The sequence below is a fragment of the Bacillota bacterium genome (assembly GCA_036504675.1).
Taxonomy (GTDB): domain Bacteria; phylum Bacillota; class Sulfobacillia; order JAJYWN01; family JAJZPE01; genus DASXUT01.
On sequence record DASXUT010000145.1, the window covers coordinates 20,129 to 46,305 of the forward strand.

Annotated in this window: 22 protein-coding genes; 7 read left to right on the top strand and 15 right to left on the bottom strand. The window is 67.0% G+C overall.

Features of this window, described 5'->3' with window-relative positions; genetic code table 11:
- Positions 1–10: 10 nt before the first annotated feature.
- Entirely contained in the window at positions 11–3,607 is a 3,597-nt protein-coding gene (locus VGL40_10305) for a GAF domain-containing protein (GenBank protein ID HEY3315649.1), read from the bottom strand.
- 170 nt (positions 3,608–3,777) lie between these two features.
- Between VGL40_10305 and VGL40_10310 the strand changes: the two genes are divergently transcribed.
- Positions 3,778–4,212, top strand: coding sequence for a hypothetical protein (locus VGL40_10310; protein HEY3315650.1), 435 nt, complete (start codon positions 3,778–3,780; stop codon positions 4,210–4,212).
- 8 nt (positions 4,213–4,220) lie between these two features.
- On the opposite strand, the gene VGL40_10315 is transcribed toward VGL40_10310, so the two are convergent.
- The 8 genes from VGL40_10315 to VGL40_10350 all read right to left on the bottom strand — a co-directional run bounded on the left by VGL40_10315 (position 4,221) and on the right by VGL40_10350 (position 13,170).
- Positions 4,221–4,964 carry a DUF554 domain-containing protein gene (locus VGL40_10315; GenBank protein HEY3315651.1) on the bottom strand — a complete coding sequence of 248 codons (744 nt, stop codon included), beginning with the start codon at positions 4,962–4,964 and terminating at the stop codon, positions 4,221–4,223.
- Between the two features lie 120 nt (positions 4,965–5,084).
- Positions 5,085–5,294 carry a DUF1540 domain-containing protein gene (locus VGL40_10320; protein ID HEY3315652.1) on the bottom strand — a complete coding sequence of 70 codons (210 nt, stop codon included), beginning with the start codon at positions 5,292–5,294 and terminating at the stop codon, positions 5,085–5,087.
- Between the two features lie 17 nt (positions 5,295–5,311).
- On the bottom strand, positions 5,312–5,731 hold the full coding sequence (locus VGL40_10325) for a DUF1667 domain-containing protein (protein HEY3315653.1): 420 nt from the start codon (positions 5,729–5,731) through the stop codon (positions 5,312–5,314).
- A complete protein-coding gene (locus VGL40_10330; protein ID HEY3315654.1) occupies positions 5,721–7,151 on the bottom strand; it encodes an FAD-dependent oxidoreductase in 1,431 nt (476 codons plus the stop codon). The genes VGL40_10325 and VGL40_10330 overlap by 11 nt, the downstream gene beginning before the upstream one ends.
- Before the next feature lie 129 nt (positions 7,152–7,280).
- Positions 7,281–7,694, bottom strand: a complete 414-nt coding sequence (locus tag VGL40_10335; protein HEY3315655.1) for a hypothetical protein — start codon at positions 7,692–7,694, stop codon at positions 7,281–7,283.
- Positions 7,695–7,973: 279 nt separating this feature from the next.
- Entirely contained in the window at positions 7,974–9,728 is a 1,755-nt protein-coding gene (locus VGL40_10340; GenBank protein HEY3315656.1) for an FAD-dependent oxidoreductase, read from the bottom strand.
- On the bottom strand, positions 9,725–12,424 hold the full coding sequence (locus VGL40_10345) for an FAD-binding and (Fe-S)-binding domain-containing protein (GenBank protein ID HEY3315657.1): 2,700 nt from the start codon (positions 12,422–12,424) through the stop codon (positions 9,725–9,727). The genes VGL40_10340 and VGL40_10345 overlap by 4 nt, the downstream gene beginning before the upstream one ends.
- Before the next feature lie 20 nt (positions 12,425–12,444).
- Positions 12,445–13,170, bottom strand: a complete 726-nt coding sequence (locus VGL40_10350) for a GntR family transcriptional regulator (protein ID HEY3315658.1) — start codon at positions 13,168–13,170, stop codon at positions 12,445–12,447.
- A 236-nt stretch (positions 13,171–13,406) separates the two neighbouring features.
- On the opposite strand from VGL40_10350, the gene VGL40_10355 reads away from it, so the two are divergent.
- Positions 13,407–14,228, top strand: a complete 822-nt coding sequence (locus VGL40_10355) for a metal-dependent hydrolase (GenBank protein HEY3315659.1) — start codon at positions 13,407–13,409, stop codon at positions 14,226–14,228.
- 201 nt (positions 14,229–14,429) lie between these two features.
- Here VGL40_10355 and ahbD read toward each other — a convergent pair whose 3' ends face one another.
- Positions 14,430–15,551 (bottom strand): heme b synthase, encoded by a 1,122-nt coding sequence (gene ahbD / locus VGL40_10360; GenBank protein ID HEY3315660.1) that lies wholly within the window; start codon positions 15,549–15,551, stop codon positions 14,430–14,432.
- Positions 15,544–16,764, bottom strand: a complete 1,221-nt coding sequence (locus VGL40_10365; GenBank protein HEY3315661.1) for a radical SAM protein — start codon at positions 16,762–16,764, stop codon at positions 15,544–15,546. The genes ahbD and VGL40_10365 overlap by 8 nt, the downstream gene beginning before the upstream one ends.
- A 257-nt stretch (positions 16,765–17,021) precedes the next feature.
- Between VGL40_10365 and ylbJ the strand changes: the two genes are divergently transcribed.
- Positions 17,022–18,326: a sporulation integral membrane protein YlbJ gene (gene ylbJ, locus VGL40_10370; protein ID HEY3315662.1), complete on the top strand. Its 1,305-nt coding sequence runs from the start codon at positions 17,022–17,024 to the stop codon at positions 18,324–18,326.
- 104 nt (positions 18,327–18,430) lie between these two features.
- Here the strand turns inward: ylbJ and VGL40_10375 are convergent, their stop codons facing one another.
- Positions 18,431–21,112 (bottom strand): pitrilysin family protein, encoded by a 2,682-nt coding sequence (locus VGL40_10375; GenBank protein HEY3315663.1) that lies wholly within the window; start codon positions 21,110–21,112, stop codon positions 18,431–18,433.
- A gap of 334 nt (positions 21,113–21,446) precedes the next feature.
- Between VGL40_10375 and VGL40_10380 the strand changes: the two genes are divergently transcribed.
- The gene (locus VGL40_10380) at positions 21,447–21,713 is read left to right on the top strand and encodes an FmdB family zinc ribbon protein (protein HEY3315664.1); all 267 of its coding nucleotides are present in this window, start codon (positions 21,447–21,449) and stop codon (positions 21,711–21,713) included.
- A gap of 307 nt (positions 21,714–22,020) precedes the next feature.
- Here VGL40_10380 and VGL40_10385 read toward each other — a convergent pair whose 3' ends face one another.
- Both VGL40_10385 and VGL40_10390 read right to left on the bottom strand, forming a co-directional pair.
- Positions 22,021–22,347, bottom strand: a complete 327-nt coding sequence (locus tag VGL40_10385; protein HEY3315665.1) for a hypothetical protein — start codon at positions 22,345–22,347, stop codon at positions 22,021–22,023.
- Between the two features lie 171 nt (positions 22,348–22,518).
- Positions 22,519–22,941 (bottom strand): hypothetical protein, encoded by a 423-nt coding sequence (locus VGL40_10390; GenBank protein HEY3315666.1) that lies wholly within the window; start codon positions 22,939–22,941, stop codon positions 22,519–22,521.
- A 90-nt stretch (positions 22,942–23,031) separates the two neighbouring features.
- Here VGL40_10390 and VGL40_10395 point away from each other — a divergent pair, with 90 nt between their 5' ends.
- The 3 genes from VGL40_10395 to VGL40_10405 all read left to right on the top strand — a co-directional run bounded on the left by VGL40_10395 (position 23,032) and on the right by VGL40_10405 (position 25,751).
- Positions 23,032–23,433, top strand: coding sequence for a hypothetical protein (locus VGL40_10395; GenBank protein HEY3315667.1), 402 nt, complete (start codon positions 23,032–23,034; stop codon positions 23,431–23,433).
- A 314-nt stretch (positions 23,434–23,747) separates the two neighbouring features.
- Positions 23,748–24,611 (top strand): M23 family metallopeptidase, encoded by an 864-nt coding sequence (locus VGL40_10400; GenBank protein HEY3315668.1) that lies wholly within the window; start codon positions 23,748–23,750, stop codon positions 24,609–24,611.
- Positions 24,612–24,845: 234 nt separating this feature from the next.
- Positions 24,846–25,751: a hypothetical protein gene (locus VGL40_10405; GenBank protein HEY3315669.1), complete on the top strand. Its 906-nt coding sequence runs from the start codon at positions 24,846–24,848 to the stop codon at positions 25,749–25,751.
- A gap of 74 nt (positions 25,752–25,825) precedes the next feature.
- On the opposite strand, the gene VGL40_10410 is transcribed toward VGL40_10405, so the two are convergent.
- The coding region (locus VGL40_10410; GenBank protein HEY3315670.1) for a hypothetical protein at positions 25,826–26,177 on the bottom strand (352 nt) is incomplete at its 5' end.

A 26,177-nucleotide genomic window follows, 5' to 3' on the forward strand; every position in this document is an offset into this window, starting at 1 on the left:
CCAAGCCGGTCTAGGCTGGCTGCTCATTGGCCCGCGGGTTGAGCCTCATCCGCCTGACCCGAGCCACCGCGGCCAGCAGTTCGTCCACCCGCACCGGTTTGGCCAGGACCAAGTCGACCAGGGCTCTCCGGTTTTCGTCGTCCCCGAGGTTGGCCCCCCACCCGGTGAGGAGGACGATGCCCGTCTGTGGGCGCAGCTTCCTGGCCCCCTCGGCGACCTGCCAGCCGGACATCTCGGGCATCCCGAGGTCGGTGACGATCACGTCAAAGGGCACTTCCGCCAGCATCTGAAGGGCATCGGCGCCGCGATTGGCCGTCTTCACCTGGTGTCCCCCGGCGGCCACCAGGCTGGCCAGGACCTCGAGGACCAGGAGGTCGTCATCGACGATGAGCACCTGGCCCGGTTCTCCCCGTTCGTCCAGAGCCGTCGGGCCTACCTCGTCGGCGGCTTCCTCAGTCGGCTCGCACAGCGGCAGGGTGACGGTGAAGGTCGTTCCGATGCCGGGGGCGGAATCGACCGTGATCCCCCCGCCGTGATTCCTGAGGATGTTATAGACCGTTGAAAGGCCAAGGCCGCTGCCCTTCTGCCCCTTGGTCGTGAAGAATGGTTGGAAGAGCTTGGCCATGACCTCTTTGGTCATGCCGATGCCGTCGTCACTGACCCTGGCTTCGACCGTGCCGTCCGCGGCCGCCGCCACGATCTCGATCCGCCCGCCGTCGGGCAGGGCGTCGATGGCGTTGAGGATGAGATTGATGAACACCTGACGGAGCTCGGCCGGCTGGCCGCGAACGGTCAGCCCTTTGGCTGCCCTGGCCTCGACCTCGATGGCCCGCCCGGCCCGCTCGGCCTGGCTCTTCCAGCGCGGCCTGGTGACGTGGACCGCGTCCTGGATCACCGTCCGCAGGTCGATGACCTGACCCGGCTCCTCGCTGGTGCGGCTGGAGGCCTGCAGCCTTCTGATCAGGTCGGTCCCGTCGATGGCCGCCCGCTCGATGACCATCATCGCCGGATACATCTTCTCCAGCGTGGGCTGTCGCTTGAGGTCGTCGACGGTCCCCAAGATGCCGGTGAGGATGTTGTTGAAGTTGTGGGCGACCCCGCTGGCCATCTCGCCCATCGCCGACATCAGTTCGTGTTTGGCCAGGTAATCGTGCATCAAGCGCTCTTCAGTGATGTCCCTGATGATGGCCACCACGGCCGGGCCATCGTCCGTCGGCAGGCTGGAGGCTACCACGTCACGGATCCGCCCGGTCGCCGACTCGCGGATGTAGCGGTAGGTCCAGTTGTCCGAGGAGTCCCAGGGCAGCGGGCAATCGGGACACGGGTCATGACGCCCGACCATCAGCTCGTGACAGCGTCGTCCGGTGTGCTCCCCGAGCACCTTGAGCGCGGCCGCGTTCATGAAGCTGATCACCCCGCCGGGCTCCATGACCACCAGCGGCTCGCCCATGTTGGCCATGATCAGTTCCAGCTGGCGCCTGGACCGGTTGACCTCCTCGAAGAGCAGCCCGTTCCTAATCGTTGCCACCAGGTGCTCGGCGATGGATTCGAGGGCGGGGATGCGATCGGGGTCGAACGACCGGGGACCCATGGCCCGCAGCTCGAGCACGCCGATCGCCGGTCCGCCGAGCTTGAGGGGCACGCAGACGCGGCTTTCAAAGGATGGCGGCACCCGACCGAGCCTCGGCCTCTCCCCTTCCCCGCCGGAGCCATCGGTCCGGGCCTTGAACCGGCGATTCTCGTGCGTCGACTGGCCGCTGCTCATGGTCTGTTCGACCATCAGCCGCCGCGGCCCGTCTTCGACGCGGCCCCCTCCCCCGCCCTCTTCGCCGGGCGACTCGACCGCCGCATCGTGGCTCGCCGCCACTCTGAGCTGGCCATCCGGGTCCTGGAGCCAGATGTCGACCTTGGCCTCCCCGACCATTTCTGCCACCAACCTGGCCGTTTCGGTCAGCGCCTCCTTGACCTCGAGGAGGCCGGCGACGCGATTACCGATCCGACTGGCCAGCCTGGCGTCTTCGGTCTGTCTCGATCTGGCGGTGGCCAGGCGTTGGTTGAGGAGGGCGATCGCGACGTTGCTCCCGACCGACGAGGCCCGACCGATGTGCCTGGACGTGAAGGGAGGGGCCCCGGGACCACGGCCGACGATTATCGCCCCAAGGACCAACCCTCCGTGAACCAGGGGGACGATGAGGACCCGTTTCGGGCCCCAGCGGTTGGCCCGCATCGTCACCTGGCCGGCCCGAAGAGCCCCCCCGACGAGGGCGGCCGGGCTGCCGAGGACCCCGGTCGAGGCATCCTCGGTGAGCCCGAGGTCCTCCTCGGAGCCATGGGTGGCGAAGATGAACGGTTCGCCCTCATCAGCCGTCCACCCGTCGGTGAAGACCAGGCAGGCGCAGGAGTCGCCCTGGAAGACCACGGCTCCCTCGCGGGCGATGGATTCGGCCGTGCTCAGGTCGGTCGGTAGGCTGGCGGCGGTGGTCAGGCGGGCCGTGGCGGCCATCCGCTTGGCCTGACCGGTCGCTTCCCCGTATAGGACGGCCTGCAAAAGGAAATGGCTGAAGGCCGAGGTGACCGAACGGGCCAGCCGAAACTCGTCCTCGGTGAAGACGCGGCCGCCCTTGGCGGCCAGGCTGAGGACCCCGATGACCCTCCGTCCCACTTTCAGAGGCAGGCTCATCGCTGAAGACAGACCCTCGCCATCGGCGACGGCCTTGACCGCCCGGGGGTCGGTGGCCGCGTGCCCCGCCAGGATCCCTTCCCCGCCGGCGGATACCGTCCCGGAGATGTTCCGGCCGATGCCGGTCTCCGCGGCCAGAGCCAGGGTCTCCGGCTTGATCCCCCGATGGGCCAGGATGGGCATGGGCGATGACTGCGGATCAACGGCCCGGATGAACCCGACATCGACCCGCAGGATGTCCATCATCGCGTCGAGGGCGATATCCAGGAGCTCCTCGGGTGGCAGGGAGAGGGCCGCGTCGCCGATCCGCCGGAAGGTCTCGAGCAGTTCGGAATGGCGGTCGGGTTCGGCCGTGGGCCTGGACGCCGGATCCGGATCAGCCGGCGGGCGCTGGAAGGCTTTGGGTGAACCGAGGAAAATCGGGTTGGCGGCGAGCCTGTCCCCCTCGAGAAAGTATTGATGACGACAAAAGGCGCGAACGGCCGACTCCTCGTCGACCCGCGCCCGATCATAGAGACAGACGATGATCATGGGAGTCTCCGCCAGAAGGACGGCGGCCGCTTCCTCCCAGGCCAGGAGAGCCGCGGCCTCGGGGCAAGCACAGCCGCTCGGGCCGCTCGCCAAGGCGACGGCGTCGACGACGAGCCAAGTGGGATCGCCGGCCGGCGTACCGGCGGCCGACCGCCGGCGGTTTAGTGATTCCCTCAGCCCGGAGAGACTAAATGAGCCCTCGGCGGTCAAGTACTCATCGGGGCTGAGCTCCAGCCCCGGCAACTGACCGCCTACGTAGATAGCGACTTGGTCGGCCGCCTGGGTGACCTGGGCGATAACCTCGAGGATCCGGCTCTTCTCCGTGACTTCGCGGTACAGCGCGACCAGGTGATCTCCGGGCCTGAGGGTGACCCACGATGGCGGACGAGCGTCCAAGCCACGCGCCTCCCCAGTTGTTCCGGCCTCGAAGCCGAACCACCCAACCATGAACTGGTTACCGCTATCAGTGTTCAACATACTTCGTTTCTGGACTGACTTGTCCTCCCGGCCAAGTTCGCTAAATTGTCGACTCAATCCGACAGATTGTGCCATTGGAGGGATCGCGGATGTCCGACGCGGGGAGCGACACGAGGATAAATAAGGCAGGCAGGGGCGGCTATCGCGAGATCATTGCCGGGTTCGACGACCCGCTCGTGGTTCACCGCGCGGCCGAAGCTCTTCGGGAAGCAGGCTTCAAGACTCTCCGGGTGGACCGTCTGACCCAACACCCGACGATGCCCTCCGGCGATAAGGACAACGCGGGATACCCCGCTACTTTCACCGGCGAAAGTGATAGGGTCGCCCGGGCCGGGCTGATCGCCAGCACCGCCGTGAGCGGCATGGCCGTTGAGTCCGACCCTTTTCTCGGCCCCGGAAGCTACGACCCTTTCCCCGGGAGCCGCTACGTGATCACGGTGGTCATCGAGGCCCCGGAGAAGGAAATGCCCGGCCTCGTCGACGAGGCCGGGGCGATCATCCGGAGTTATGGGGGAAGCACTTAGCGCCGTGATCAGAGCAGGGCCGCCGCCCAGGCCAACCCGACGGCGATGAACAAGGCCGGCAGGAGGTTCGCCACCCTGACCCTCTTGACCTCCAGGAGGCCGAGGCCGATGGCGATGATGATGATCCCGCCGGTGGCCGACATCTCGGTGATGATCGGCCCCGGAAGGAGCGGCGCCGCCCAGCGGGCCAGGAGGGCGATGGAGCCCTGATAGATGAAGACCGAGATCGATGAGAAGGCCACCCCGATGCCCATGGCCGAGGCGAAGATGACCGCCGAGATGCCGTCGAGGACCGACTTGGCGAAAAGGATGCTGTGGTCCCCACGCAATCCGTCCTCGATCGCCCCGAGGATGGCCATCGAGCCGACGCAGTAGAGAAGGCTGGTGGCGACGAAGCCGCGAGCGAAGTCGCCCCCGCCGGCGCCCACCCATCGCTCGAGGGTCTTGCCCAGACGCTGGAGCCCGCCATCAAGGTCGAGCAACTCGCCGACGGTCCCGCCGACGACCAGGCTGACCAGGACGACCAGGATGTTCTGGGTCTTGAGGGCCATCGATAGGCCGATGACCACGGTCCCCAACCCGAGGGCCGAGATGACGGTCTCTTTGACCTTCTCGGGAAGAGCCCGCCGGAAGAGGATTCCGAAGACCGCTCCGATGATGACGACGATGCTGTTGACGATGGTACCGACCAGTGCGAACCCTCCCTGAAGCCAGGCGCGGCGACCGTTGTCGCCGCCAGGTGATTCCCTCACTATTCTCGGCCGAGGGCGGCTTTCCTCCCCGGCGGAAAAAGGCCGGTCGCGAGGGCGACCGGCCTTGGCCTTCCTTCGTGGCACGGGCTGGGAGGCGCTGGATCTCGACCGACCGGCGTCTCAAACCCAGAAGGGATGGACGTCGACGCAGGAGCCCGGCTCCGCGGGGCGGCGCGTGTCCATCTTCTGCTCGTCGTCCTCGACCCGCTCCGGAGAGATGTAGGAGGCGCAGTCGGCCCGGTCCCCGTCCTGGACGACCTGAATCTCGTCCAGGGCGCACAGTCCATCTTCCTGGAAGATGCACTCCACTGTGCAGTTGACCGTCGTCAACGCCGTTCACCTCGGCCCTAGCTTGTCCTCGGCGGACGGCTCCAACTCGCCGCCGCCGGCGAGGGCAGGTCGCGGGTGGCGACCACGGCGACGCCGAGGCCGATTAGATCGGTCACGACCACCTGCCCCCGGCGAACGGGGGCCCGGACGACGACGGCGTCCAGGGCCCGAACGGCTCGGCGGACGGCCTCCCTGGGAATCTCGCCGGCCGTCTTGACCGGCAGCCGATCGGGCACGGCTCCCTCCACGCGCACGGTCGTCGTCAACGTCCGGGTGGGCTCCGAGGTCTCCTTGACCGCGTAGCCGCGCCCCTTGGGGCAGCGGCCGCCGGTCGCCTGAAGCTCGGGCCCGCGTCCGGTGATGGCCAGCTCGCAACCGGCCGGACAGAGGATGCAGACCAGGCGGCCGCGTTCGGCCGGGGTCCCTTCAGCGGTCATCGCCATGGCCCCCCTCGACTCTGACCTCGGCCCTGATCACCCGAAGCGGCTCGCCCGCGGCGGCCAGGGCCGTTGGTCTGACCTTGATGGCGATCATTTCCGGAGGCCTGACGGCCCGCTCCCGCCGGTGGGCCAGGCTGACCCGGCGGCCGGCGGCCGTCTCCCCGACAATGGTCACGTCGGCGTTCAGGCCCGGCTCCCTGACCCGCAGGAAGAACTGGACCGGACGGTCCTCGGGCCGGGCCGCCGCGCGACTCAGGTGGACTCGCTGAGGGACGACGTAAGCGGCGTTCCGGCCTGTCTGGACGGGGATGAAGCCGTCGGCGGGCGCCGGCGGAGAGCCGGCCGGCGACGGGGACTCGGTCACGGCCGGCGATTCGGCCAGGTACTCGGCCACCCCCCGGCCGGCGATGGTCCCGCCCATTGAAACGTAGTCGACGAGGTCATGGACGTGGACGACGTTGCCGCAGGCAAACAGCCCGGAGACGGTGGTCTCCAGGCGGTCGTCGACGACCGGCCCGCGGGTCAGCTGGTCCAGCTCGACGCCGGCCCCTCGCGACAGCTCGTTCTCGGGGATCAGCCCGGCCGAGATGACCACCGTGTCGCACTCGATGAAGCGCTCCGTCCCCGGAACCGGCTGACGGTCATGGCCGACCCTGGCCACGGTGACGCCGCTGACCCGCTTGGCCCCGTGGATGTAGGTGATCGTGTGCGACAGGTGCAGCGGGATGTGGTAATCCTCGAGGCACTGGACGACGTTGCGGGTCAGCCCGCCGGGGTGAGGCATGATCTCATAGACCCCCTCCACCTCGACTCCCTCGAGGGTGAGTCGCCTGGCCATGATCAGCCCGATGTCGCCGGAGCCGAGGATGACGGCCTTCCGGCCGGGCAGGAGGCCCTCGATGTTCACGTAGCGCTGGACCGTTCCGGCGGTGAAGATGCCCGCCGGCCGGGTGCCGGGGATGAGCAGTTGCGGTCTGGTCCGCTCACGGCAGCCCATGGCCAGAACGACCGTCGGCGCGGCCAGTCGCACGGGCCCGGTGGCCGCGCTGCTCAATAGGACCCGATGGACCGGCCTGGCCGAAGCCGAAGTGGCCCCCGGGATGATCTCCAAAGCCATCGCGTCGATGATGACCTCGATGCCCGCCTCGGAGACCCGGTCGATGAACCGGGCCGCGTATTCGGGGCCGGTCAGCCGCTCGCGAAAGAGGAAGTTGCCGAAGCCGTCGTGGATGCACTGCTGGAGGATGCCGCCGAGCTCCCGGTCACGTTCGACGATAACCACCCGCGGCACCCCGCTCTCCCTGGCGGCCAGGGCTGCGGCCAGGCCGGCCGGTCCACCGCCGATGACCACCAGGTCGCCCTGGCTCTCCGGAAGATCGCGCTTCAGCGGATCGCGGTTCAGCGGATCACGGTTCAAGGGTATGCCCTTCCCCCTCTCCCTCGATTCAGGATCTCCCTCACCTCGGCCAGGCCCTGCGGGTCACCGTCAGCGGGCCGGAGGACGCGCCGCAGGCCGAGGACTGGCGGTAGGGCGACGCCCTTCTCCTCAGCCGCCCGGCCGAGCGACTCGATGAAGAGCCCCGGTCTTCCCTGGACCTCGGACATGTCGCGATCCAGTCCGAGCATCGTCCCGCCCCTTGGCCGCGTTCACCCCGCAGGACGGACTGGGGTCCATCCCGATCACCGCGACCACCTCGAACCCCAGGTCGCGGTATTCGGCGAGGTCGTCGACGACCCCCTCGACCAACCGCTTGAAGACGGCCCTCACCGCATCGGCCGGTAGATCGCCGAAGCGGTGCTTTTCCAGGCCGAAGCAGCGCTGCTCGGGGCAGGGCATCTGAATGATCCCGACGCCCGACTCGGCCAGCGCCTGGGTCACCGGCGGATGGGCCCCCGGGTGCGAGCCTCCCCCGGCAAAACGGGTGTTCAGGTTGAGCCAGCAATGGGCGACGAAGGCCACCCTTCGCGACCGGTAATCGCCGCCCAGGATGAAGCCGAGTCGGTTGGCGTCACCGAAGGGGCCATCGTAGGTTATCCGGCCCAGCCCCCAAAGGGCGATGAAGAAGGTCAGCCGGCCCGAGGTCAGTTCACTCAGGGTGGCTGAATCGAGGCCGAAGGTCAGGTCGGCCTTCCCACCCCCGGGTGCGGGCGGCGAAAAGCGGGTCGCGGGCGGCTCGTTCGAGCCAAGCCGCGAGGAGTCTCTCGGTCTCTGGCGGACGGCCGCCGTTGGTTGGCTTGGTCATTGTGTTGTTGAGTTCAGGTCTCCTTGCGCCTTGGTCCGGCCGGCAAAAAGCCACGAGCCGGGACCGTCCTTGGTCAACTCGGTGATCGGGCGCCGCAGCTCGCCGGACAGGATGGCGGCCACCCGCGGCCCGCAGAAGGCCCCTTGACACCGGCCCATGCCGGCCCGCGTCCGCCGCTTGATGGCGTCGATCGTCCCGGCCGGGACGGGGCCGCCGATGGCCCTCTTGATCTCGGCCTCGCTGACCCGTTCGCACCGGCAGACAAGACGGCCATGGGCCGGGTCCTTGGCCACGAGTTCGGCCAGGGCCTCGGGAGCCAACCCGGCGACCCGCGGGGGGGCGCGGCGGACCGGCTGCCAGTCGTGGCGCTCGATGAGTGAGAGTCCGTCCGAGCGGAGTAGCCCGGTGACCATCTCGGCCACCGCCGGCGCCGAGGCCAGCCCGGGGGACTGGATGCCGGCGACGTGGATGAGCCGCCCGACCTTGCGTGACAAAGCGACGTGGAAGTCCTCGGTATAGGTGGCCGCCCGCAGCCCGGCGAAGTAGGCGATCACCGAGTCCAGCGGAAAGCCCGGAAGGATGCCGCTCCACTTGGCGATGACGAAGCGCAGTCCCTCGGCGGTGACGGCGACGTCGTCGCGGCCGGGAAGCTCCTCGGCGTCCGGGCCCAACTCCAGGTTCCCGTCGACGGTGACCATCGCCCCGCCGCCCTTGCTGTGCTCGGGCATGCCCAGGCCGAAGTGGCCGATGGACGGCCCGGGGTCGGTGGCCTGACGGTCGAAGACCATCAAGACCCCGCGGCGTGGGTGGATGGTGAACTCCTTGTGTCCGGTCATCGCCGAGACCTCGTCGGCGTAGACCCCGGCCGCGTTGATGACCCACCGGGCGGCGATGGGACCGCGGTTGGTGCGGACGGCGGCAACCCGGCCGCCCACGATGTCCAAGCCCACGGCGGCCGTCTCCAGGAAGAGGCGAACCCCGTTGGCCACGGCGTTCTCGGCGTAGGCCACGGTCAACTGGTAGGGTGAGGTCATGGCCGTCGTCGGGGCCCAGAAGGCGCCGGTGACCCTCAGGGTCAGCCCGGGCACGCGCCTGAGGGTCTCCTGGCGGTCGAGGACCTCGACCCCCGGCACGCCGTTGGCCTCGGCCCTTGCCCTCAGCAACGGCAAGAGGGCGGCGTCCTGGTCGGTGAGAGTCACCCCGCAGAGCCCGCTTCGCACGAAGGGGACGTCCAGGTCGGCACAGACCGCCCCGAAGAGGGCGTTGCCGCGAACGTTGAGAGTGGCCTTGAGCGACCCGGGCTCCGGGTCGACTCCCGGGTGGACCATCCCGTTGTTGGCCTTGCTCGCCCCGGCGGCGACGTCCGCCGACCGCTCGAGGAGGACGATCTCCAGCTGATAGCGCGAAAGCTCGCGGGCGATGGCCGTCCCGATGACCCCGCCGCCGATGATAACCACGTCGGCGTGGTCGGTCCAGCCGGGGAGAGGGGGTCCCTCGGCGGGCCAGGGGGAGGCCGCGGCCGCCCCGGGCCGCGGTACCCGCTTGGCGGTGAGCTCATTGACGACGTTCCTGACCCCGCGCCGCCTGGCCGCCAGGTACCCGGCGGCGACGACCTCGTCCCAGGTCTCGACCTCGCCGGTGAGGACGATCGTGGCGTCCTCGACGGCCACTTCGATGCGATACGGGCAGAGCTTATCCGAGGCCCTGAGGTCGGACAAGATGTCGAGGCGCATCGCCTCGTCGGCGGTCATGGGCGGTGGCCCCCGGCGGGGAGGGCGGCCGGGCCCCCGTCGAGGACCTCGGCCAGGTCGACCGCCCCCAGGCGAGCCTCGCAGAACGGGCAGGCGCTGACGACCGGCAGTCCGTCCTCCTGGCCCTCCCGACGGAGCTGTTGGAGACGTTTGACGGCGGCCAGGCGCGACCGCTCCGGCGAGACCCGGTCGTAGAACAATCCACCCCCACAGCAACGAGTAGCCTGCCCGCCCGCCCCAATGGGTTCGACGACCTCGAAGCCGGCTCGGCGGAGCAGCTCTTGGGCATCATCGGCCTGCCCGAGCTCGCGGGCCAGGACACAGGGGGCATGGTAGGCCAGACGGTGGGCAACCGGGGGCTTTGGCTCCAACCGCGCGTCCTTCAGAAAGGCGGTCAGGGTTATCACCGGGACTCCCAGGTCCAGGCCGTGAGCCTGATAGCGCCGCGTCAAAGCGACGGCACACTCCGGACAGCCGGTAACGACGGCCCCCGCGCCGGCGGCCGCCACCGCCGCCTTCACCCGGATGGCCGCCCGGCCGGCGAGGTCCGGTCGGCCCGCGGCGATGTATGCGTAGCCGCAGCACAGGTCAGGTGGGTCGAGCAAGGTCCACCGGCGGCCGCTCCGGGCCATGAGTCGCAAGGCCGATTGGGCGGCCTGGGGCCTCAGCCTGATGGCCGAGCAGCCGGGGAAAAAGAGGACGGGCGGGTCGGCGAGGACGTCGCGCCCAGGCGGGCCGCCGGGCTCCGCCCCGAGGACCGCCGCCAGCGCCGTCAGCTCAGTGGCCGCAGCCTCGAGGTCTTGCCCGTAGGGGTTGCCCCGCCCGCCATCCTGTCCCAAGGCAGCCAGGGCTGCCGGCAAGGCCCGTTTGACCGCGGCGTCGGCCCTCAGCGCGACCAGGTTGTCGGCCACGCTGAAGCCGGCGAACGGGCACAGCTCGGCGCAGGCCCGGCAGCCCAGGCAGGAAGAGATGAGACCGGCCGCCTCGGGGGTCATCTCGATCCGCCCGTGCTTCAGGAGATGGGCCAGCCGGATCTTGCCCGATGGGCTGACCCCCTCGCGCTGGTCGACCGCGGTCACCGGGCAATCGAAGCGGCACATGTTCGGGCAAATGGCGCAATCAGTCACGCCCTTCAGGTCGAAGCCGTCACCACCGGCCGGTCCCGGCTCCTCAGTGGCGGGCGGCGTTTGGTCCTCGCCGGCTTCGCGGTCCTCGCCGGCCCCGGTCACCTCTCCCAGCCCCATCTTGCCCGGGTTCAAGAGACCCTTCGGGTCGGCCGCGGCCTTCAGCCGCTTGAGCCACTCGTAGCCAGGCCCCAGCTCGGCCGGGAGGTAGCGGGCCCGGACCAGGCCGACCCCGTGATGGTGGCTGATCGTCCCGCCGTTCTCGAGGCAGGCCGCCATGGCCGCGTCCCAGAGCGCCTTGTAGTATTCGTCGTGGGCCCCCGGCCCGCCGGCGGGCATCGCCGCCACGGTCAGGTACAGGCAGACGCCTTCGGGATAGGCGTGTGACCAGTGGCCGGAGACCAGCATCGTCCCCGGGACCGCCTGGATGGCGCGCTTCATCGCCTCATAGAGGGGGAGAGCGTCCCGCCACAGGCTCGAGACCTCGATGGTCTCGAAGAGGCCGCCGGCCCTGATCAGGTACGAGCTCAGGCTGACGTCGAAGCGAGTCTCGAGCCAGTGCTCAACCGGCCCGGCCCCGGTGGCCAGGGCGTCGGGGCCGACCGCCCCGGCGAAGCCCTCGGCCTCAAGCTCAGCAAGGCGGCGATCGCCCTCGCAAAGGACGACCAGCATCGGCCGGCCGGCTACGGCTGGGACGTCGGCGAAGTGGTGCGCCGCCTCGACCTCGTCATACAACCTGACGACCGCCGGGCGTAACCCCCGCTGCAGTACCTGTCGCACCGCCGCCAATCCGTCGGCCACTCCCGGGACCGCATAGGACCGCATCACCCTGACCTCCGGGACCGGCCAGACCCGGAGGGTCGCCGCGGTAACCACGGCCAGCGTTCCCTCGCTGCCCAGGAGGAGCTGCTCCAGGCGCGGGCCGGTCGAGGCGCGAGGCACGGCCTTCGTCCGCCAGACCTCCCCCGAGGGCAGGACCGCCTCGAGCCCGATGACGACGTCCTCGATCTTCCCGTACTTCGTGGAGAACTGGCCGGCCGCCCGGCAAGCGATCCACCCGCCCAGGGTCGAGCAGTACATCGATTGGGGGACGTGACCGCAAGTGAAGCCGAGCCGGTTGAGCTGGTTCTCGAGGGTCTGGCCGAGAATGCCGGCCTCGACCTCGACGACCATCGACTGGGGGTCGAGGCGGCGGATCCGGTCCATCTTCTTGAGGTCCAGGGTGATGCCGCCAGCGACCGCCACGGCCCCGCCCATGACCCCCGAACCAGCCCCATAGGGCGTCACCGGCATCCCGTGTTTGTCCGCCAGGCGAAGGACCCCGGCCACCTCGGCGGGGCTATCCGGCCAGACGACCACGTCCGGCAGGGACGGCAGGCGGCCCTGGACGAACCAGGCCGCGGCCAGCGGCCAGAAATCGCGGGCGTAGGCGACCCGTCCGGCCTCGGCCAGGTCGACGTCGGTCCGCCCGACGACCCCCTCGAGTTCGGCCACCAGGGCATCGAAAAGGGGATCCCCCGGCCGGTTCCCCGTCCCGCGGCGACCCCCGAAGGCCAACCGATAGCGCCCCACGTTTTCCCCTCCCGACCAGACTACCGTCGAGTCAGCTCCGACTTGACCTGATAGAGGTCGCCACGATAGACGAAGTGCATCGCCTCGATGGGCTTCCCATCCCCAGCATAGCTGATCCGGTCGATGATCAGAACCGGCGAACCGCGGCGGATGCCGAGCAGTTCGGCCTCGCGGGCCGAGGCCAGGGCCGGCTGGATGGTCTGCTGGACGCGGGTGATCCTCAGCTTGTGTCCGTGGACCAGGCGGTGGTAGAGAGAACCGGTGAGGTCCTCCTTCTCGAGGCCCTCAACCATGACGTGATTGAGGTGGGCCATCTCCAAGGCAAGGGGGACGCCGTCGCCGAAGCGCAGCCGCTCGAGGCGGAGGGCCTTCTCGTTGTCCTTCAGCCCCAACTGCTCGCGGACCTCGGCCGGCGGGATGATGACCCAAGCCCCGAGGACTCGGGCGCTGGGGGTGACCCCCCTGGCCGTCATCTCAGCCGTGAAGCTGATCAAGGACTCGATGTCGTCCTCCTGGCGCGGCCGCGACACGTAGGTCCCTTTTCCCTGTTTACGGTAGAGGAGCCCCTGGTTGACCAACTCCTGCAGGGCCTGTCGGACGGTGGCCCGGCCGACCCGGTAGGCCGTCATCAGCTCGGACTCCGTCGGAACCTGGGACCCCACTTTCCACTCGCCGACCTCGATCCGCCTCTTCAAAGCGTTCCGGAGCTGCACGTAGAGAGGCAGATGACTGTATGGGTCGAGCACTTCCCCCCACCCCCGACCGGGTTGCGCCCGTGCGCACAATTGTCCGGTTGTCCGAACAAATACCCGTCTTCATCTTACACCCCACCCCTCTCCTCTTCAAGAGGGCAGTCTCAGACAACTATCGACGTCATTCGCGGGTCAGCCGGCGGGAGGGTCGTCATCATGTCTGGAGGTAAACCGGGGGCCCGGCGAGAATACTTGGGCGTCTCAAACATTGATGAATGGAGTTGATGGGTGTGGCCCAGCTCGGGCTTCATGGCCTCATCGGGCTCTATGGGCCCAAGGTCGCCGGGACGCCGGCGGCGGCCGCCACGGTGGCGGCCCCGACCGGATCGACCGCGCCGGCCCAGACGGTGACGGGCGCTGATCCGTTGCGGCCAAGGAAGGACTTCGCTTTTGGCTTCCTCCTCGGCAATATCCTGCCGGACACGGACTTCTTCTTATTGGTCCTGGCCTATCTCTTCACTCCGGCGGCCGTCACCCTGCACCGGTCGTTCAGCCACAGCCTGGTCACCATCGCCCTCCTGACCCTCATCCTATGGCTCGCCCGCGGCCAGGCCGGGCGGCCCCTGGCCTGGGGGGTCGGCCTCGGCATGGTCACTCACGCGGTGGTCGACATGGTCGTCTGGTTCAGCTCGGTCAACTTCCTGTGGCCCCTTGGCTACCTCGGCGTGCCGAGCGTGGTTAACCTCTGGGGCGGCTTCGAGACCCCGCCCGTCCTTTCGAACCTCCTGGGCGCGGCCGACTACCTGGCCTTCGCCCTGTACTTCCTGGCCATCCGGTCGGCCGCCAAGCGGTCCGGCGCGGTGGCCGCCCTCCTCCCCCGCCTGAACCTGTTCATCAACCTGAATTGGGTCCTGATGGTCATCTTCGGGGCCCTGTCCTTCTTTCTCAGTGGGAGCCTCTTCAACATCGCCCACTACGCCATCTTCACCCTCGTCCTGCTGCCCATCGTCCTCTGGGTGACCTTCAAGTTCCGGCCGGCCATCGAGGCCTTCAGCGTCGGGACGCCCGGCCCGGACGCGAGCAGCAAGGGGGCCGTCGCCCGGGCGGCCTGACCAGTCGGCGGACTGTTGACCCGGGGGGTCAGAGACAAGTCGCCCCGGCCATGACCGCGAAGCGCGATGCAAGGAAGGCAACGAAAGTAACGAAAGGAGACGACCCCGAGTCGTCTCCTTTCGTCATGGGCCGGGTCTCGGCGATGATGACCGGACTGTCGGCGGCCCGCCCGCCTGCCGCGCGACGAAAAGGGGGGCTTCTCAGCCTTGCTCCCCCGCCGCGGTCGTCCGACCGTGATCCAGGTCCTGCCCCCGCCCCGGTTGGTACAGGCAGAACGGCTCCTCGTCGAGGTAGTCGCCGGTCACCCCATAAGCCCGAGCCCGGCAGCCGGCGCAGACGTTGCGGTATTCGCACCGGCCGCACTTGCCCTTGAGGTGGCCGGTCTCGCGGAGGTCCCGGAAGACCGGCGACCCCTCCCAGATCTGGCGAAGGGTCTGCTCTTCGACGTTGCCGGCCGCGATGGGCAGGTAACCGCAGGGCTGGACCTGCCCGGTGTGGGAGACGAAGAGGACTCCCGTGCCGGCCAGGCAACCCTTGGTCATGGCGGCCATCCCGTCGCTTTCGAAGGTGATCTTCCGTCCTTCGGCCTTGGCCCGTTGGCGGATGATCCGGTAGTAGTGGGGGGCACAGGTCGCCTTGAACTCGATGGAGGCCTTTCGCGAAGCCTCATAGAGCCAGGTGAGCACGCGCTCGTACTCATCGGCCGGGAGCATCTGGCGGTCGGCGATCTCCAGCCCGCAGCCTACGGGGACGAGCATGAAGATGTGCAGGGCGTTGGCTCCGTGATCCAGGGCGAGCCTGAGGATATCCTCGACCTCGCCGACGTTGTGCTTTGCCAGGGACGTGTTGAACTGGAGGCTCATCCCCCGCCGCTTGAGCCGGTCGAAGCCGGCCAGGGCGGCCTCGAAACTTCCCGGCAGGCCCCGGAAGGTGTCGTGGGTCCTGGCGTTGGCCCCATCGATGCTGATGCTGACCCGCTTGACTCCGCTGGCCACGATGCGGTCGGCGACGGCGTCGTCGACCAGCGTGCCGTTGGTGGCCAGGGCCACGCGGAGGCCGCGGCCGGTGGCGTACTCGGCGATCTCGAAGACGTCGGGCCGGTAGAGGGGCTCGCCGCCGGTGAGGATCAGGATCGGGCTGGCGAACTCGGTGATCTGGTCGACCAGAACCTTGGCTTCGGCTGTGGTCAGCTCGTCGGGCGAGCGCTCCGCCTGGGCTGTCGCCCGGCAATGGAGGCACTTCAGATTGCAGCCGTCGGTCAGCTCCCAAAACATCACTCGGAGCTGGTTCGGGCGCGGTGGGCCGCCCTTCGCCTCAGTCATCGGCGTCCGCCCCCGCGGCGGCCGCACCCCGGCCCAGCCCGATCTCCCGGTCCGTCAAGTAGCAGGCCGGGTCGGACTCCCAGAAGTCGCCGGTGGCGGCTTCGGCCCGGGCCCGGAAGTTGCCGTTGCAGAGTTCGAGCCACTTGCATTCGGAGCAGCGGCCCTTGAGCAGACCCCGGCGGTCTTTCAACCCTTTCAGGATGGGCTGCGACAGGTCGGTCCAGATCTCCCCGAACTTGCGCCGGCGGACGTTCCCGAAGGTGTGGTGGGTGGTGAACTGGTCGGGGTGAACGTAGCCGAGGTTGTCGACGTTGGCGATGGCAATGCCGGTGTTGTTGCCCCCGTTGAATTGCAGGAGGGTCAGGGCGTCGGCCGCCCGCTTCGGATCCTCCTTCAGCAGCCGGAGATAAAGGTAAATGGCGTCGGCGTGGTTGTCGACGGTCAGGATGTCTTTCTCGATGCCCCGGGCGTACCAGTCGCGGACGCGGTCGATGACCTGGTCGATGACCCTCCGCGTGTCATCGTGCGGCAGGTCGTCCTTGGAGATACCCTCGCCCCGGCCGGAGTAGACCAGGTGATAGAAGCAGGCCCGCGGGACGCCTTCCTTCTCGATCAGGTCGAGGACGGCCGGGACGTCGAGGTAGTTGTGTTGGGTGATGGTGAACCGCAGGCCGACCTTCTGATTGACGGCCAGGCAGTTGCGGATGCCCTCGACGGCGGCCTGATAGGCCCCCTTGTGCCCGCGGAACTTGTCGTTGTGCTCGCCGATTCCGTCGAGGCTGACCCCGACATAGGAGAAGCCGGCCTCCTTGACCTGCCGGGCCTTGTCCGGAGTGATCAGGGTGCCGTTGGTCGAGATGACCGTGCGAATGCCCTTGTCCTTGGCGTAGACGCCGAGCTCGAGAAGGTCCGGCCGGATGAACGGCTCGCCGCCCGAGAAGAGGAGGACCGGCACGCGGAACTCGGCCAGGTCATCGATGAACCGGCGGGCCTCGACGGTGCTCATCTCATCGGGGTATTCGCGGTTTTCCGAGTCGGCGTAGCAGTGGAGGCAATGAAGGTTGCAGCGCCGGGTCGAGGTCCAGACGACGACCGGCCGCTTGTCCATGGCGAACTGGAGCATGTTCGCCGGGAGCTTGTCCGTTTCGCGATTGTAGCGAAGAGTGTCACCGGGGGTGACCATACCGCAAAGGAGCTTGGAGATACCGATCATTGAGCCACGCCTCCTCGTCCGCCTTCACCCGCCGATTCGCGTCCTGCCGATGATAGCGGCTCTTTCTATATACCGAACTAAAAACAGTCCTTTGGCACCTTACTTATAATAAACCGCGCGAGTAGCCAAAGTCAACGAATGAAGCTGGGCGGCTTGGCAAAGAGGCCGCTGCGAGCCCGCCCGCTGCCCGCTCCGCATACCCGTCCCCGCCCTCCGATATACTCTAGCGATCTTCGCTGGACGGAGGCGACACCGACATGCGGAGCGGAGCCGGCGCCAGCGTGCGCGGCAGGCCATGGGGGGCCACCCTGGCCGGGCTATTGACCCTGATCCTCACCCTGACCCTCGTCTTCTACGCCGAGGAAGGCTACCACGCCGCGGCCGATGGCCTCAAGCTGTTCCTCAACGTCGTCTTCCCTTCCCTTCTGCCCTTCTTCGTCCTCTCCGAGATCATGCTCGGCATGGGCGTCGTCCACTTCATGGGGGTCGTCTTCGAGCCCCTGATGCGGCCGCTTTTCAACGTCCCGGGGATCGGCTCCTTCGTCCTCTCGATGGGCCTGGCCGCGGGCTATCCAATGGACGCCGTGATCACCGCCAAGTTCCGGGCCAACAAGATGTGCACGCGGATCGAGGGGGAACGGCTGTTGGCCTTCACCAACACGGCCGACCCCCTGTTCATCTTCGGGGCCGTCGCCGTGGGCATGTTCGGGATGCCCCGGCTGGGCTACGCCATGGCCGCCGCCCATTACCTGTCGGCCCTCTGCGTCGGCCTGTGCTATCGGTTCTATGGGTTGCGGGCGGAGCGGCGAGGACCGGGCAAGGCCGCGGGAGGCACCTCCCTCCCGTCCGAGGGCCGGGCCGGCGAAGGCGGGTTCATGCTGGTCCGCGCGGCCAAGGCCCTCTACCGCGCCCGCCGGGAGGACGGCCGGTCCCTTGGCAAGATGCTCGGCGACGCGGTCACCGAGTCGATCCAGACCCTCCTGATGATCTGCGGCTTCATCATGCTCTTCTCGGTGGTGATCAAGGTCCTCGCGGCGGTCGGGGCGGTCGCCGCCGTCGCCCATTTCCTCTCGCCGGCCCTCACCCTCTTCGGGATCAGCCAAGATCTGGTGTCGGCGATGCTCTCCGGCCTCTTCGAGATCGACGTCGGGACGGTGGCCGCCAGCGTGGCCAACGCCCCCTTCCTCCAGAAGGTCGCCGTGGCCAGCGCGATCATCGCCTGGAGCGGCCTATCCGTCCACGGCCAGGTGATGAACGTCCTTTCGGGGACGGATATCCGGATGGGGGCCTACATGTTCGCCCGTCTCCTCCATGCCCTCTTCGCCGCCACCTTCACCATCCTCTTCCTCGGACCGGCCGCTCCGGCCATCGACATCATCGCCCGGCCGGCCTTCAGCCGGCTGGCCTTCGCCCCCCTCCTCGGCCTCGGCAGCGGCTTCTGGCGGGCCTTCGGCCTGGGGTTTCAGCTGTTCGCGGTCTCCCTCGGGATCATGGCCCTAGCCGGGCTGGGCCTGGTCGTTGCCGAGAACTGGCGGCGCCTGCGGGTGAGGGTCATCCGCTGAATTGAGCAAGCCCGAAGACCAGGTATAATGGTCTAGATTTTCAGACGACAAGGTTCTTGTCGCGACTGCGGCGTCGACTCTCCCGTCACGGCTTCTGGCCCCACCTAGACGTCATCCGCGGGGCCCGCGACCACCAGGATGTGGCGGTCCGGATCGAGGTGGCGCTGAACGGCGGCCAGGACCTGGTCGGCCGTGATGCCGGCATAGGTCGATGGGATGAGCTGAAGGTAGTCAGGATCCAGCTGGTAGAGTTCCATTTCCACCAATGCCTTGGCCAGGCCCTCGGCGGTCTCGATGGATAGGGGGAGAACGCCGGTCAGGTAACCCACGGCGGTATCGAGTTCATCTGGTCCGACGGGCTCGCTCACCAGCCGTCGCAGATGGCCGACGATGGTGATGACGGCCGCACCGACGCTGGAGGGGCTGACCCCGGCGCTGACCGACCATGGCGCCGGACCGAGCCTGGGCGCGAAGGAACTGCCGACCCGATAGGCCAGCCCGCGCCGGTCACGGAGGTCGTCTCCGAGGCGGCCGCCCAGGCCGAGCCGACCGACAATCAGGTCGGCCAGGACGAAGGGGTGGTAGTCGGTGTCCGAGCGAGAGATGGTCGGGAGACCAAGGAGGATTTCGGTCTGCGACTTGCCGGCCAGGTGTCGGTGGACGACCGCCGGTCGGTCCGGGCGGCCGATGGCCGGCGCCGCCGTCATGGGAGCCGGGGCATCCGGGGGGGTGAAGCGACCGAAGGCCTCCCCCAGCGCGTCGAGCATGGCCTCACGGTCGAGCCCCCCGACGGCGGCCAGGATCAAGCGGTCCGGGACGAGACGGGCCCGGTAGAAGCGGCGCAGGGCAACCGCCTCGGCCCGGCCGACGTCCGACGGGTGGCCCAGGGCGGGATACCGGTACGGGTGTCCCGCCGGGTAGGCGGTCTCGTGGAAGAGCCGCGCGGCCAGCCTCCTGGAGTCCGCCTCTCCCTCGCTCAGGCGGGTCAGGAACTGTCCCTTGAGCTTGTCGACCTCGGCCTCGGGAAAGGTCGGCGCGAGGACAGCATCGGTCAACAAGGACAGGGCTTTGGAGAAGTCCTCGCCGAGCGACGCGGTGGATAGTGTGATGGTGTCAGGGTCGGAAGAGGCCGAGAGGGACAGGCCCAGAGCGTCGGTCTCCTCGTTCTGCCGTTCGAAAGAACGCCGGGTGTTACCATGCAAAGCCCCCTCGGCGGCCAGGGCCCGGAAGCCGGCGCGGGCTTCCGCTTCATCGGGGTAAGCCATGGTCAGCGTCGCTCGGGTGACCGCCAATTCCAGCCCCGGGCGGGTCACGGCCAGGGCCGTCACCCCATTCGCGAGCCGCCGGCGGGCGATCGTTTCTGGACCGGGCAGGCTGGTCCCCGGGCCGGGTAGCCGCGGACCCAAGGTCCGGCCCCCAGCTCCCGGCGTCCTGAAAAAGAAGGCCCCGCCGGCCTTGACCCGATGAGCTCGGCCGCGGCTGGCGGCGGCCTGGCCGAGGGTTCCCTCCCCCCGGCCCTCGGCGTCCGGGACGAACCGGCCGACGGTACGGTTATCCGGGCCCAGGAACTCCCCGGCGGCCGCCCTGACCTCCGCCGCCGTAACCCCAAGGACCAGTTCCGGGAGCTCGTCGGCCAGGCTCGGGCAACTCAATACCTCGGTCAGGCCAAGGCTCATCGCCTGCTGCTCGACCCCCTCGGCCGAGTAGGCCAGCTGTGCCCGGACCTGCTTCTTGGCCCTGTCCAACTCCGCCGCCGAGATCTCCTCGGCCATCAGTCGGTCGACCTCGACGGCGATGACCCGTTCGAGGGCGGCGGCGCCCACGCCGGCCCTGGCCGTGGCCAGGATGGTCAGCAGCCCGGGGTCGGCGGTGAGGCCGATCCGGGTGGAGACCGTCGTCGCCAGGCGGGCCTGGATCAGCGCGCGGTACAGCCGGGAAGACCGGCCCATGGTCCGGCCACCCCAGCCCAGCGGGCTCTTCCCGCCGCTCATGACGGCGTCCAGGACGAGTAGGGCGGCGGTCCGGGGGTGGCCCGCCGGCGGGGTATGGTAGGCGAAGAGGACGTAATTGGTCGGTCCGGGGCGGCCCACGGTCAGGCGCCGCTCCCCGTCCTGACGTGGCTCGGACGGCGGTTCCGGGCGGTCACCGGGCCCGCCCGGAATGGCCTCAAAGTGCTTGTCCAAAAGGGCCGCGGCCCATCCGATGTCGATGTCGCCGACCAGCACGGCGACCGCGTTCTCGGGGACATAGTGGCGTTGATAGTAGGCGAAGAGCTCGTCCCGGGTCAGGGCGACCAGATCCTCCCTGGCCCCGATGACCCCGAGGCGATAGGGGTGGACGCGAAAGGCCGCCGCGGTCACCGCCTCGTCCAACCAGAAGATGGGGTCGTTCTCCGCCCCTTCCCGTTCGGCCAGGATGACGCCACGTTCGGCGGCCACCTCGGCCGGCCCGAACAGGCAGTTGACCATCCGGTCGGCCTCGACCTCCAGACCCAGTTCGACGCAATCCGCCGGGAGGGTCTCGAAGAAGGCCGTCAGGTCCTCGGTGGTGAAGCCGTTCCAGACCCCACCGTTGGTGCTGACCAGCCGGTCCAGCGTCCCCCTGGGGAAGCGCGGCGTCCCCTTGAACATCATGTGCTCGACCCAGTGGGTGACGCCGGTCGCCCCCGGCCGCTCGAACCGCGCCCCGACGCGGTAGAACATGAAAAAAGCGGCCACCGGGTTCCGTCGGTCCTCCCGAACGATCACCGTCATGCCGTTCTTCAGGTGGTGCCGAAATGTCGCCACGTCGTGACCTCCCGGGCGGAGGTAACGTGCCGCTCTTGCGCCGCCCATTCAGTGCTTCGTCGGCCGGGGCCCATTCCCTTCCCGAGTTATCTGACGACCGGGCCAATTGGGAGGCTTCAGGCAGAGACGCCGGCATACCGGCACTGGCCGGCGCTCCGGCGCGTCGGCCCGTCGGCGCCGACCCACGCTCGGGGCCGACCCGCATCCAGCAGATTTGTCACCGGGCCTCCCTTGACAACAGGCCCACTTTGGTCTATAAGAAATTATGAGGGATCACTTCAGCCAGCTTTGTTAGGCTGGCTTTTTGCCGATGTCTGCGGGAGGCTTGAGAGACATGCCAGTCTATGAGTACAAATGCCCGAAGTGCGGCCATTTCGAGGTCGAGCAGCCGATCACCGCCGAGGTCCTGTCGACCTGCCCCAAGTGCGGCAAGCCGATCAAGAAACTGATCAGCCGGTCGGCGGTCATCTTCAAGGGCTCAGGCTTTTATGTCACGGACAACCGCAAACCGGACCACAAGAGTGAAGCCGGGGGTGACTCGAGCCAATCCCCGTCGAGCAGCAAGGACAGCAAGCCGTCGACGGACGCGGCCGGCGCCTGACCGGTCAGGCGCCTGGAGGTTTGCCTGGGCGCACCGCGCGCAAAAATGGCCCCCGTGGCTGGAAAGCCGCGGGGGCCATCTGTTCTGCCTTGACTTTGACACCCGGCACAATAAAGCCCTGCTAGACAGGGGTTCACTTGTTGCTCTAGCCACTGGCGGGGTCAAGATTGCGCCGCGTCGGCACTTCCAGACCCAGCTTGGCCAGGAGAGCCGGTGTTCGAGCAGCCGTTCGAGAAGGTAGGCCAGGACGCAGACCATCACGTGGCCCCGGACCCGGCTGTCCGTCCAGTGGTAGACCGGGCGGACCTCAAGCGGGGTCTTTGCCATCGTAATGAGCGTCCTCGGCGATCCGCTTTCGGTTCAGGCTCACCTCTTGCTCCCTGAAGCTGACGTAGCGGCGGGCGGCGCCCTTCAAGAGGGACTTGGCTCCGGAGGCGATCTGCTCCTCGATGTGAGCGACGATGCCCGCCCGTTCGTTACGGTCCCGTTCGGCCTCCTGGGGGTTCAGGCAGACGATGTAGCGCTTCCCGTCAAGCCAGGCTTCTTTGACCCGGAGGTTCTTGGCGACGACCTTGTAACGTCCCGCTCTGGCCGGAGCTTTCCGGGTCGACAGGTGCCGGAGCCTGGTCCCCACAATGTAGTGTCAAGGCCCATGATCAACCACTGCGGCAAGGAGTTCGCCGCCCTCTTCCTCGAGGTTACCGATGGGGTCAAGAAGGTCTTTCAAACCGAAGGCGACGTCCTGATCTTCCCTTCAGCGGGGACCGGCGGGCTGGAGGCCGCCATCGTGGTCTCTTCTCCCCGGCTACAGGGTCCTGGCCGTATCCATCGGAGTCTTCGGCGATCGTTTCGCCGAGATGGCTTCGACCTTCGGGCTCGAGGTCCAGAAGATCAGCGTCCCCCGGGGGCGGGCCGTGGACCCGGCGGCCGTGGAGGCCCGCCTTGCCGAGGACCGCGAACACAAGATCAAGGGTGTGTTTGTCACCCACCATGAGACGTCGACGGGCGTCGAGAATGACATCCAGCCGTAAGCCGGGGTCGCGGGGTCCATCCGGCGCTGCTCCTGGTGGATGCGGTATCGCCCCTCGGCGCCATGGATCTCCAGACCGCCAACTGGCGGGTGGACGCCCGTCATCACCGCCTCGCAGAAGGCGCTGATGGTCCCGCCGGGGCTGGCGTTGATCAGCCTGAACGGCCGGGCCTGGGCCGCGAATAAGGCGTCGCGCATGCACAGGTACTATTGGGACTTCGCCAAAGCCAAGAAGTCGGCCCTCTCGAGCCAGACCCCTATACGCCCGCCGTTTCACAGCTCTATGCTTTGCGGGAGTCCCTCCGGCTGATCGAGGAGGAGGGCCTTCAGGACATCTTCGAGCATCATCGGAGGATCGCCCATGCCTCACGGGCGGGAGTCAGAGCCATGGGGCCTCAGCTCCTTGCGAGCGACGAGGATGCCTCGACCGGGGTCACCCCGGTCTTCACCCACGAGGGCGTCCCGGACGATGACTTTCGGTCCCGGCTCCGCCAGAAATTCGGCGTAACCCTGGCCGGCGGCCAGAAAGAGCTGGAGGGCAAGATTCTCCGCATCGGGCACCTGGGGCACGTGAACCCCGCGGACATCATCCTGACCATTTCCGCCATCGAGTTCGTTCTGAAGGAACTGGGCCATCCGGTCGAGATCGGGTCGACCGTCGGGGCCGCCGAGGAAATCCTGGCCAAGTGAATCCCTTGGAGGTGCTTGGTATGAACATCCAAGAGCGCATGGTGACATGACATCTTGGTAGGCGAGCCTCGGTATGGATTCGGCGTCGCGAATCCTCATTGCTTTTGAGTCTTTCTTGTCGGAAAATGGCGAACAAGACTGGAGCAAGAACAAGGGATTGCGAGAAGGATGACGAAGAATTGACTAGGAATAAAGTGGAGGAGATGGTTCAAGATGCCAGAGAGAACTAAATGAAGTTTTCGGCAAACCTAAGACGGAAGGGTGAATCAAAGATGCGAGTCTGGAGCGTTCAATGGAGAAGGCGAGTTCGGATCGTGACTTGGGTTCTAGCCCTGGCCGTCACCTTCTGGGCTAAGCCCGCCTATGCAATCAGCGGAGTGCAAAACCTACAAAAACCTGTAGCTGCGGCAGTCGATGGCGGATACCTCTATGGCAGCTACGACAGTGTTCTGCCAGAACATGGCCATCGCGGTCTAGACCTCAATGCGCCTTTGAACTCAACCGTTGTGGCGTCCGCTGGAGGATGGGTTGAGACTTCGGGCTCTGATCCCAACGGATATGGCTATTGGCTTGAGCTGAGGCATACCGATTCGTATGGAAGCAGCTATTGGACCTTCTACGCCCACCTGAGCAGTTATATCAAGAACACCCACGATCAACCCGTTTATGCCGGCGAGCCAATTGCCTACTCAGGCTCGACTGGCAAGGTGAATGGGCCTCACCTACACTTTGAGGTTCGACAAGTCATGGACCCATATGAAGTCAGAAATCCCCTGGAGCACTTGGCTTTGTCCGCAGCATCAGGCCAGTCTGGCCTAAATGGGGCCCTAAAGGGTAATGTTGGTGGAGTCATAAGCTACCTTCGGTCTACTTCTCCTGCCGACCAGCCCGTGATCTCTGGTGTCACGGTCGTTCAGTCGCCTGACATGTACAACTGGCCCGGGTACGCCCACACCTATGGATACATGGATGCGCTTAAGCAGAAGCCGTTTCCCGACGAAACCGACTACTACTACGGCAGAAACTACTACATTCCACGCATAGATGTGAAGGGGCTCTCGTACATAGAATACAACGTAGCTTATTCACACACCAACTATATCTCAGCGTCACAAGTGGTGGGGTTCTATAGCGGGCAAAGGTTTACGCTGGTCGACAAGATCCTGAACCACCAATAAGCGGGGTGAAGAGCCATGCGGCGAAGTAGCTTCGTCATCGTGCTGGTGAGTGCCATGCTATTGATCGTCGTGGCCATGTCGTTTCGTATGGATCGCCAACCTTCATCGAAGGCACTGGCCAGCGACGCTTCATACAATCGCGGCCCAATGGCTGCCGGCCCGGCGCCCGCCCTCACGCATAGCGGGCCAACCTATAGCCTGGAGTTTGCTTCCCCTTCCGGAAAGGGAGCTATCGTGCTACAAGGCAGCGATCGCATTGGCCCAGTGGAGTACAGGGACTACAGGGTTCAGTACAGACTGGGAAGTGCCCCGCTGGTCTCCTTGGACCAAGCGACCTGGTTTGACCCGAGCAGCTCTGAAATCCACCGAAATCCGGTCAAATGGTTGTCAGATGAAGTTGCGCTCATACCACTCATGAATAGTCCCTCGGAGTATCTGAAGCTTAACACCTTGAACCTAGGGACAGGAGCCATTACCGACCTGCAAGTCCCGCTGACAAAAGTCTTCGCCTTCTCTGTGAGTCCAGACAGGACAAAGATCGCCATCCGGGGGGCTCGGGAAAACCCCGACTGGGTTACCCTGAATGTTCTCACCTACGATCTAGCCAGCAAGTCCTTTACCGAAGTATACCAGTGTAGTCCGGCCGGCACGGGGAACCCCATGGACGGGCTATCCTGGAGGTTCAATGATGAACTGTACTTCGACGTTGCTGAGGGCACCGTACCGGCGGTAATGCGCTGGTTGGCCAAAGAACAACGGGTTGAGACCTTCCTCAGGCAAGCCTTGAACCCTCAGGTTTCTCCCTCTGGCGACCTCATCGCCTACCTCTCTGCTCCCAGTGTGTATGGAGACCCAGCCCCCGAGGGAATCATGGTGAAGTCGTTTGACGGGGCAATAGAACAGAAGATTCCTGGAGCGATAGGCCGAATAACCTGGTCCGACGACTCGGGCACTGTGGCCGTCTCCCTGCAAAGCACCGTTTGGGAGCACTCCGTGAAGCCCCTACCCTCTGGGACAACCCAAGAGATGGCCCTTCCGGCCTCTGTGAGTAGGGCCGAATTCAGAGCCGGCAAGCTCCACCTTCATGTGTGGAAGATCGTAGACGGTGACATCGTTGGGACGGACGAGATAGTAAAGTAGTCCCCATTCCCTGTTGGACCCCCGTGGCCGGAAAGCCGCGGGGGTCCTTCGTTCTTGCCGAACTGGTCTTGCCGCTATGTGGTCGGGGCCGCGGGAGCCGACGGTGGCGCGGAAACGGCCGGGGGAGCCCCGACCGGTGCCGGGCGCGGACGGAGTCGCGTGGCCATGATCCAGACCGCTATCCCAAGGGCCACGGTCACCAGGCTGATGACGAGGTAGGTCTGCCAGATGTCGGTGATGATCAAGCGGAGCACGCCCACGATCGGAGTGGCGTCCAGGCCGCCCGGGGACGTCCCGAGAAAGTTGGGGTCACTGAAGACCTTGGCCGAAACCTGCTGAGCGGCGGCGATCGCCCCGCCCAGGACTAACCCGCCGAGGATGAGGGGCGGGCCGAGCCACGGGCCCCAGGCCCGGCGGCCGGCGAGG

Bases quoted from the DNA above. Each gene is read 5' to 3' on its own strand.
- VGL40_10310 (HEY3315650.1), top strand. From the start codon at position 3,778: ATGTCCGACGCGGGGAGCGACACGAGGATAAATAAGGCAGGCAGGGGC.
- VGL40_10325 (HEY3315653.1), bottom strand. From the start codon at position 5,731: ATGACCGCTGAAGGGACCCCGGCCGAACGCGGCCGCCTGGTCTGCATC.
- VGL40_10340 (HEY3315656.1), bottom strand. From the start codon at position 9,728: ATGACCGCCGACGAGGCGATGCGCCTCGACATCTTGTCCGACCTCAGG.
- ahbD (HEY3315660.1), bottom strand. From the start codon at position 15,551: ATGACTGAGGCGAAGGGCGGCCCACCGCGCCCGAACCAGCTCCGAGTG.
- VGL40_10365 (HEY3315661.1), bottom strand. From the start codon at position 16,764: ATGATCGGTATCTCCAAGCTCCTTTGCGGTATGGTCACCCCCGGTGAC.
- ylbJ (HEY3315662.1), top strand. From the start codon at position 17,022: ATGCGGAGCGGAGCCGGCGCCAGCGTGCGCGGCAGGCCATGGGGGGCC.
- VGL40_10380 (HEY3315664.1), top strand. From the start codon at position 21,447: ATGCCAGTCTATGAGTACAAATGCCCGAAGTGCGGCCATTTCGAGGTC.
- VGL40_10390 (HEY3315666.1), bottom strand. From the start codon at position 22,941: ATGCGCGACGCCTTATTCGCGGCCCAGGCCCGGCCGTTCAGGCTGATC.